This window comes from Pseudoalteromonas sp. SIMBA_162 (assembly GCF_046535955.1).
Classification (GTDB): domain Bacteria; phylum Pseudomonadota; class Gammaproteobacteria; order Enterobacterales; family Alteromonadaceae; genus Pseudoalteromonas; species Pseudoalteromonas marina.
In genome coordinates, this window is sequence record NZ_JAWJBQ010000427.1 from 1 (window position 1) to 271 (window position 271).

General features: G+C 66.4%; 1 pseudogene. It reads right to left on the bottom strand.

Annotation, left to right across the window (positions count from 1 at the left end):
* Positions 1–271: pseudogene (locus R0J88_RS20340) on the bottom strand (excinuclease ABC subunit B); the annotation flags it as partial.

The following is a 271-nucleotide window of genomic DNA, read 5'->3' on the forward strand; positions in this document are numbered from 1 at the left end:
CTTTCCGCCGGGAAGATGTCGATGGTCTCGCCGCGCACGCGGAACACGCCGCGCGTGAATTCGGCGTCGTTGCGGGTGTACTGCATGGCCACCAGCCGCGCCAGGATCTCGCGCCGCGAGATCTGGTCGCCGGCGCGCAGGATCAGCACCATCGCGTGGTAGTCGCCGGGGTTGCCGATACCGTAGATGCACGACACGGTGCCAACGATGATGGTGTCGCGCCGTTCCAGCAGGCTCTTGGTGGCCGACAGGCGCATCTGCTCGATGTGCT